Source organism: Prevotella sp. CAG:592 (assembly GCF_000436015.1).
Lineage (GTDB): Bacteria > Bacteroidota > Bacteroidia > Bacteroidales > Bacteroidaceae > Prevotella > Prevotella pectinovora.
This window is the reverse complement of sequence record NZ_FR892522.1, coordinates 27,320-33,271: the sequence shown is the minus strand read 5'-3', so window position 1 is coordinate 33,271 and position 5,952 is coordinate 27,320. Positions and strand designations below refer to the sequence as shown.

At 51.4% G+C, this 5,952-nt stretch carries 4 protein-coding genes and 1 pseudogene; 1 reads left to right on the top strand and 4 read right to left on the bottom strand.

Annotation, left to right across the window (positions count from 1 at the left end):
• The first annotated feature begins 135 nt into the window (after nucleotides 1–135).
• On the top strand, nucleotides 136–345 hold the full coding sequence (locus QVO99_RS02670; RefSeq protein WP_022316045.1) for a hypothetical protein: 210 nt from the start codon (nucleotides 136–138) through the stop codon (nucleotides 343–345).
• Between the two features lie 127 nt (nucleotides 346–472).
• Here the strand turns inward: QVO99_RS02670 and infB are convergent, their stop codons facing one another.
• From infB to QVO99_RS02650, 4 genes and pseudogenes are all read right to left on the bottom strand, one after another.
• The gene (gene infB, locus QVO99_RS02665; RefSeq protein WP_022316044.1) at nucleotides 473–3,307 is read right to left on the bottom strand and encodes a translation initiation factor IF-2; all 2,835 of its coding nucleotides are present in this window, start codon (nucleotides 3,305–3,307) and stop codon (nucleotides 473–475) included.
• A gap of 187 nt (nucleotides 3,308–3,494) precedes the next feature.
• Entirely contained in the window at nucleotides 3,495–4,757 is a 1,263-nt protein-coding gene (gene nusA / locus QVO99_RS02660; RefSeq protein WP_022316043.1) for a transcription termination factor NusA, read from the bottom strand.
• 3 nt (nucleotides 4,758–4,760) lie between these two features.
• On the bottom strand, nucleotides 4,761–5,228 hold the full coding sequence (gene rimP, locus QVO99_RS02655) for a ribosome assembly cofactor RimP (RefSeq protein ID WP_022316042.1): 468 nt from the start codon (nucleotides 5,226–5,228) through the stop codon (nucleotides 4,761–4,763).
• A gap of 333 nt (nucleotides 5,229–5,561) precedes the next feature.
• Nucleotides 5,562–5,952: pseudogene (locus tag QVO99_RS02650) on the bottom strand (DNA topoisomerase IV subunit B); the annotation flags it as partial.

The following is a 5,952-nucleotide window of genomic DNA, read 5'->3' as shown; positions in this document are numbered from 1 at the left end:
AGGATTTCTCTTTGCCGTACGACACAGAGAAATCCTAATGACCGATTTGGGATAAATATTGATTTCTATATGAAATATTTTGAGAATAGGGAAAGAAATTCTAGCTTTGCAATATAACGATAAAATCAAGACATTATGGCAACTTCAGTTTTAAATCCCACTCAGCAATATTTACTGAAACTGTTTTCCTATAATAACAGTGAAGAATACGCACGTGAAGTACAAGCTGTTCTGACAAAGCATTTCCAACAAGAGCTCGATGCCGAATCAGACAAGTTATGGGACGACGGTGTGCTCGACGCTAAACGACTTGAGAAATTAAGATATACTGATTTCCATAAATAACACCATATCGGACTTGATTACTTTATAAAACAAATATAAGAATCATTTTTAAATAAAATGCGCCAGCTATCGTAATGATAGCCGGCGCATTTTCATTTATTATAAATCAGTATGTAGTCCTGGGGGATTACAGTTTCTGCTTAACCTCAATCTCTGTGAACGTCTCGATGACGTCGCCCACCTGGATATCGTTGAAGTTGACGAGCGAGATACCACACTCGAAGGTGACTCCCACCTCCTTGACATCATCCTTGAAACGCTTGAGGGCGTTGATGGCTCCAGTATGGATAACGATACCGTCGCGGATAAGACGAGCCTTGTCTGTGCGGTGAACCTTGCCCTCGGTGACCAAAGCACCGGCAACCGTTCCGACCTTCGAGATCTTGTATACCTCACGAACTTCCACCTGACCGGAGACAACCTCCTTGACAACCTTGTCGAGCATACCCTCCATGGCGGAAGTGACATCCTCGATGGCATCGTAGATGACAGAATAGGTGTTGATCTCTACACCCTCCTGGTCGGCGAGCTTGCGGGCCGCTGCCGAAGGACGCACCTGGAAGCCCACGATGAGAGCATCCGAAGCGTCGGCGAGAGTAACATCGCTCTCTGAAATCTGACCCACGGCCTTGTAGATGACGTTGACCTTGATCTTCTCTGTAGAGAGCTTGATGAACGAGTCGCTGAGAGCCTCGATACTACCGTCGGTATCACCCTTGACGATGATGTTGAGCTCCTTGAATGATCCGAGTGCGATACGATGGCTGATGTCGCTGAGGGTAAGACGTTTCTGAGTGCGCAATCCCTGCTCACGCTGCAACTGCAGACGCTTGTTGGCAATCTCGCGAGCCTCCACCTCAGTGTCGAGAACGTGGAAGGCATCACCTGCCGTAGGAGCACCGTTGAGACCCAGGATGATTGCAGGCTCTGCCGGCTTTGCCTCCTCGATACGCAGGTTACGCTCGTTGAACATTGCCTTGATACGTCCGTAGCTTGTTCCGGCAATCAGGTTGTCGCCCACACGGAGCGTTCCGTTGCTCACGAGAACAGTAGAGACATAACCGCGACCCTTGTCGAGCGACGACTCTATGACGCTACCCGTAGCCTTGCGGTTTGGATTAGCCTTCAGTTCGAGCATATCGGCCTCAAGGAGCACCTTCTCAAGAAGTTCGTCAACGCCAATGCCCTTCTTGGCACTGATTTCCTGACACTGGTACTTTCCGCCCCACTCCTCTACAAGGAGGTTCATATTGGCGAGGTCTTCCCTGATCTTGTCGGCATTGGCACCCGGCTTGTCAATCTTGTTGATGGCAAATACCATCGGCACGTTGGCAGCCTGTGCGTGGGCGATTGCCTCACGTGTGGTAGGCATCACGCTGTCGTCGGCAGCGATGATGATGATGGCGATATCGGTGACCTGGGCACCACGGGCACGCATGGCGGTGAACGCCTCATGACCTGGAGTGTCGAGGAATGTGATATGTCTGCCGTTCTGCAACGTCACGTTGTATGCACCGATATGCTGGGTGATACCACCTGCCTCACCGGCGATGACGTTGGTATTGCGGATATGGTCGAGGAGAGAAGTCTTACCATGGTCTACGTGTCCCATCACGGTAACGATAGGAGCGCGTGGCAGCAGATCGTTCTCATCGTCAGGCTCCTCGTTGATAGCCTCCGAAACCTCGGCACTAACGTATTCTGTCTTGAAGCCGAACTCCTCAGCAACGAGGTTGATGGTCTCTGCATCGAGACGCTGGTTGATAGACACCATGATGCCGACGCTCATACAGGTACCGATGACCTGGTTTACAGAGACGTTCATCATGTTGGCAAGTTCGCTGACGGTAACGAACTCCGTAAGCTTCAGTATCTTGCTCTCTGCCTTCTCCTCGGCGCGCTGCTCCTTGAGATGTTCCTGGGCGGCGTCGCGCTTCTCCTTGCGGTATTTGGCTCCCTTCTTGTTCTGTCCCTTGCTGGTGAGGCGCGCAAGCGTCTCCTTTACCTGACGTGCTACATCCTCCTCGCTTACTTCAGCAGGCTTCTGTCCGCCGCGCTTGCGGTTCTTCTTCTTGTTTGAACCTCCGGCGTTCTTCTGACCGCCCTGGGCGTTGTTCTGCTTGGCAGCTGCAGCGATGTCTACACGCTCCTTGCCGATGCGCTGACGCTTCTTGCGCTCGCCATTGGCGTTTGCTCCGCCATGCTGTGCCTTCTCCTCACGCTCCTTGCGGCGCTCCTCCTTGCTCTTCTTCTTAGGACGAGTGCTCTGGTTCAGAGAGTCGAGGTCGATCTTGCCCAACACGTTAACCTTGGGAGCGAGTTTCTTCTCGCTCTTCAGCGTGAACACCTTTGAGTCGTTGTCGGCAGCAGCAGGCTGTGCCGCACTTGCCGGTGATGCCTCTTTAGGCTCCTTCTTTGCAGCTGGCTGTGCTGCTGGCTGTTCTGCCTTCACTTCCGACTTGGGAGCCACCGGCTCCGGTTTAGGCTGGGCTGGCTTAGGCTGTTCTTGACTTGGCTGCTCTTTGGCAACCGTTTCCACTGGTTCCTGTGCCACGGGCTTCTCCTCGGCTGGCTTGCTGACGGCAGCAGCATTTGCCTTTTTCTCTTCGGGCTTTGCAGTAGAAGCAGCAGATTTCGCTGATGGCTTCTTGCCCAGACTGTCGAGGTCTATCTTTCCTAATGGTGTGTACTTCTGCTGAGGTCTTGGCTCTGTGCTTCGTCCCTCTTTCTTGTCAGAGCGTTTCTTCTCCTTAGGACGCTTCTGCAAGAGCTTCTCTGCCTGTGTGCGCTCCTCCTTGTCCGACTTGTATGCCTCTACGAGAGCATTATACTGTCCGTCGGTGAGCTTGGAGTTAGGACCCTCAGGAGCCTCTCCCAGTTCGCTTCTTTTTTTCAGGAAATCAACTGCCGTTTGAAGTCCTATATTCAATTCACTAATCGCTTTGTTTAATCTGATGCTCATACTATATGTTTTACCCTTCTTCTTTCTTTTCTGTTATTATTCGGCTTGTCCGGAGCGTTCTGACTGCGGAATATTCGTTCTCCGCCCTTGCTTGCGGTCCGCCAGTTTCCGGAACATGCCATTCCCGAATGCTTACACATGCGGCACACCGTTCTGGGGAGCGGCGTGCCGTATGGACTGTATTGTATTATTCGAATTCCGCTCTCAGCACCTGGAGCACGTGGTCTACCGTCTCCTCTTCGAGGTCAGCTTTCTCTACGAGCATTTCGCGTGGTGCCTCAAGCACCTTCTTTGCAGTGTTGAAGCCGATAGACTTGATGGCATCGATTACCCACTGGTCTATCTCGTCGGCAAACTCGTCGAGGTAGATGTCTTCCACCTCCTGGCCATCCTCCATGTCACGGAACACGTCGATGGTGTATTCTGTCAGCATACTTGCCAACTTGATGTTCATACCGCCACGGCCGATTGCCAATGATACCTCTTCCGGCTTGAGGAACACCTCTGCCTTGTGGTTCTCCTCGTCTACATTGATGTTGAGGACCTTTGCCGGACTGAGTGCGCGCTGGATGAAGAGCTTGGTGTTTGCGGTGTAGTTGATCACATCGATGTTCTCGTTGCACAGTTCTCTCACGATACCGTGCACGCGGCTACCCTTCACTCCCACGCATGCTCCTACCGGGTCGATGCGCTCGTCGTAGCTCTCAACGGCGATCTTGGCTCTCTCTCCCGGCATACGTGCTATGCGCTGCACGGTGATGAGTCCGTCGGCAATCTCTGGCACCTCCTGTTCGAGCAGGCGCTGCAGGAACACCGGACTTGTGCGGCTGAGGATGATTTTCGGGTTGTTGTTCTCGTTGTCCACACGCAGGATGACAGCCTTTACGGTCTCTCCCTTGCGATACTGGTCGCGAGGAATCTGCTCTCCCTTAGGAAGGATAAGCTCGTTGTTCTCGTCGTCAACGAGGAGCACCTCTCTCTTCCACACCTGATAGACCTCAGCTGTGATTACCTGTCCCACACGGTCTTTGTATTTGTTGTAGAGGCTGTCGTGCTCGAGCTCGAGCACCTTTGAAGCCAAAGTCTGACGCAGGTTGAGGATGGCACGGCGTCCGAACTTGCTGAAGTCCACCTTCTCGCTCACGTCCTCACCCACCTCGTAGTCTGCCTGTATCTTGCGAGCCTCTGTGAGTGTTATCTCTTTGTTGTCGTCATGCTCCACGCCGTCGGCAACGACGGTACGGTTGCGGTATATCTCGAAGTCGCCCTTGTCGGGGTTCACGATGACGTCGAAGTTCTCGTCACTGCCGAAGATCTTCGCGATGACGTTGCGGAAGCTTTCCTCGAGCACGCTCATGAGAGTCGTTCTGTCGATATTCTTCGTTTCCTTGAATTCTTTGAAGGAATCGAACATGCTTACTGTTTCTTCTTCTTTCTTCAATGCTGCCATAGCTTATTTGAAACTTATTAAGTATTTTGTATATTTCACTGTGTTCATGCCGAAGGTCTTGTCAACGTCTTCTATTACCGGGCGCTTGGCTCCTTCCTTCTTCACTTTCTCTTTCACGGTGATGGTGAAATCGTCTCCATCCACACTCTTGAGCAGTCCTTTCCATTTCTTTCCGTCGGCGTCGAGCACTTCCACTTCTTTTCCGATGAAGTTGAGATACTGCTGTCTCACCTTGAAAGGCTGTCCGAGGCCGGCGCTGCCAACCTCCAATTCGTAGTCCTCGTCATCACGGTTGAGGTTGTCTTCTATGAAGCGGCTGAGCTGCACGCAATCCTCAATCCACACGCCATCTGCATGGTCGATCTCCACGACGATTCTGTCGTCTGGACTAATCTCAATGTCAACGAGGAAATAGTCTTTGTCCTCGAGCCAATGGTTAACTAATTTTTCAACTACGTTTTTGTCTATCATAAATAAAATAACTTGTGGTAATTCCCTTGAGGCGGCAAGAGAATGTCATCCATCAGAAAGTGTCGCCTGTCGGGGATTTAAAATAAAATGAGGAGCTCCTTCGGGGCTCCCCATTCCACTGAACGCTGCAAAGTTAACAATTATTATTAACGTGCGCAACGTTTTATGCATAAAATATGTGGTTTGTATCTGCTTTTTCTTCGTTTTTTAGCATTCTGCCATGAAGTATAGGCATTACCAACCATCAGATTCCGTCTTATTGCCGTTTTCCGGTCCGTTTCCTTTCCGGGGAACCGGATGTTTCCACGTACCGTTCCGACGCCTTCCGGCTGTTTATGCGTCGATGTTGGCGTATGTGGCATTCTGCTCTATGAACTGGCGGCGTGGCTCCACGTCGTCGCCCATAAGCATAGAGAATATCTCGTCCGCCTCGGCGGCATTCTCAATGTTCACCTGCTTGAGCAGACGGGTCTTAGGATTCATTGTGGTGTCCCAGAGCTGCTCCGGGTTCATCTCTCCCAAACCTTTATATCGCTGTGTGTGGATATTCTTGTCGTCGTCCACGCCGTTGCCGTATTTGTCGAGGAACGCCTGTCGCTGCTGCTCGGTGTAGCAGTATTCCTTCACTTTGTTCTTGAAGGTGCAGAGATACAATGGCGGAGTGGCGATATAGAGATGTCCCTCCTGTATCACCTTCGGCATGAAACGATAGAAGAGCGTCATG

Coding starts and splice junctions, on each gene's coding strand:
- QVO99_RS02670 (WP_022316045.1), top strand. CDS start 136: ATGGCAACTTCAGTTTTAAATCCCACTCAGCAATATTTACTGAAACTG.
- infB (WP_022316044.1), bottom strand. CDS start 3,307: ATGAGCATCAGATTAAACAAAGCGATTAGTGAATTGAATATAGGACTT.
- nusA (WP_022316043.1), bottom strand. CDS start 4,757: ATGGCAGCATTGAAGAAAGAAGAAGAAACAGTAAGCATGTTCGATTCC.
- rimP (WP_022316042.1), bottom strand. CDS start 5,228: ATGATAGACAAAAACGTAGTTGAAAAATTAGTTAACCATTGGCTCGAG.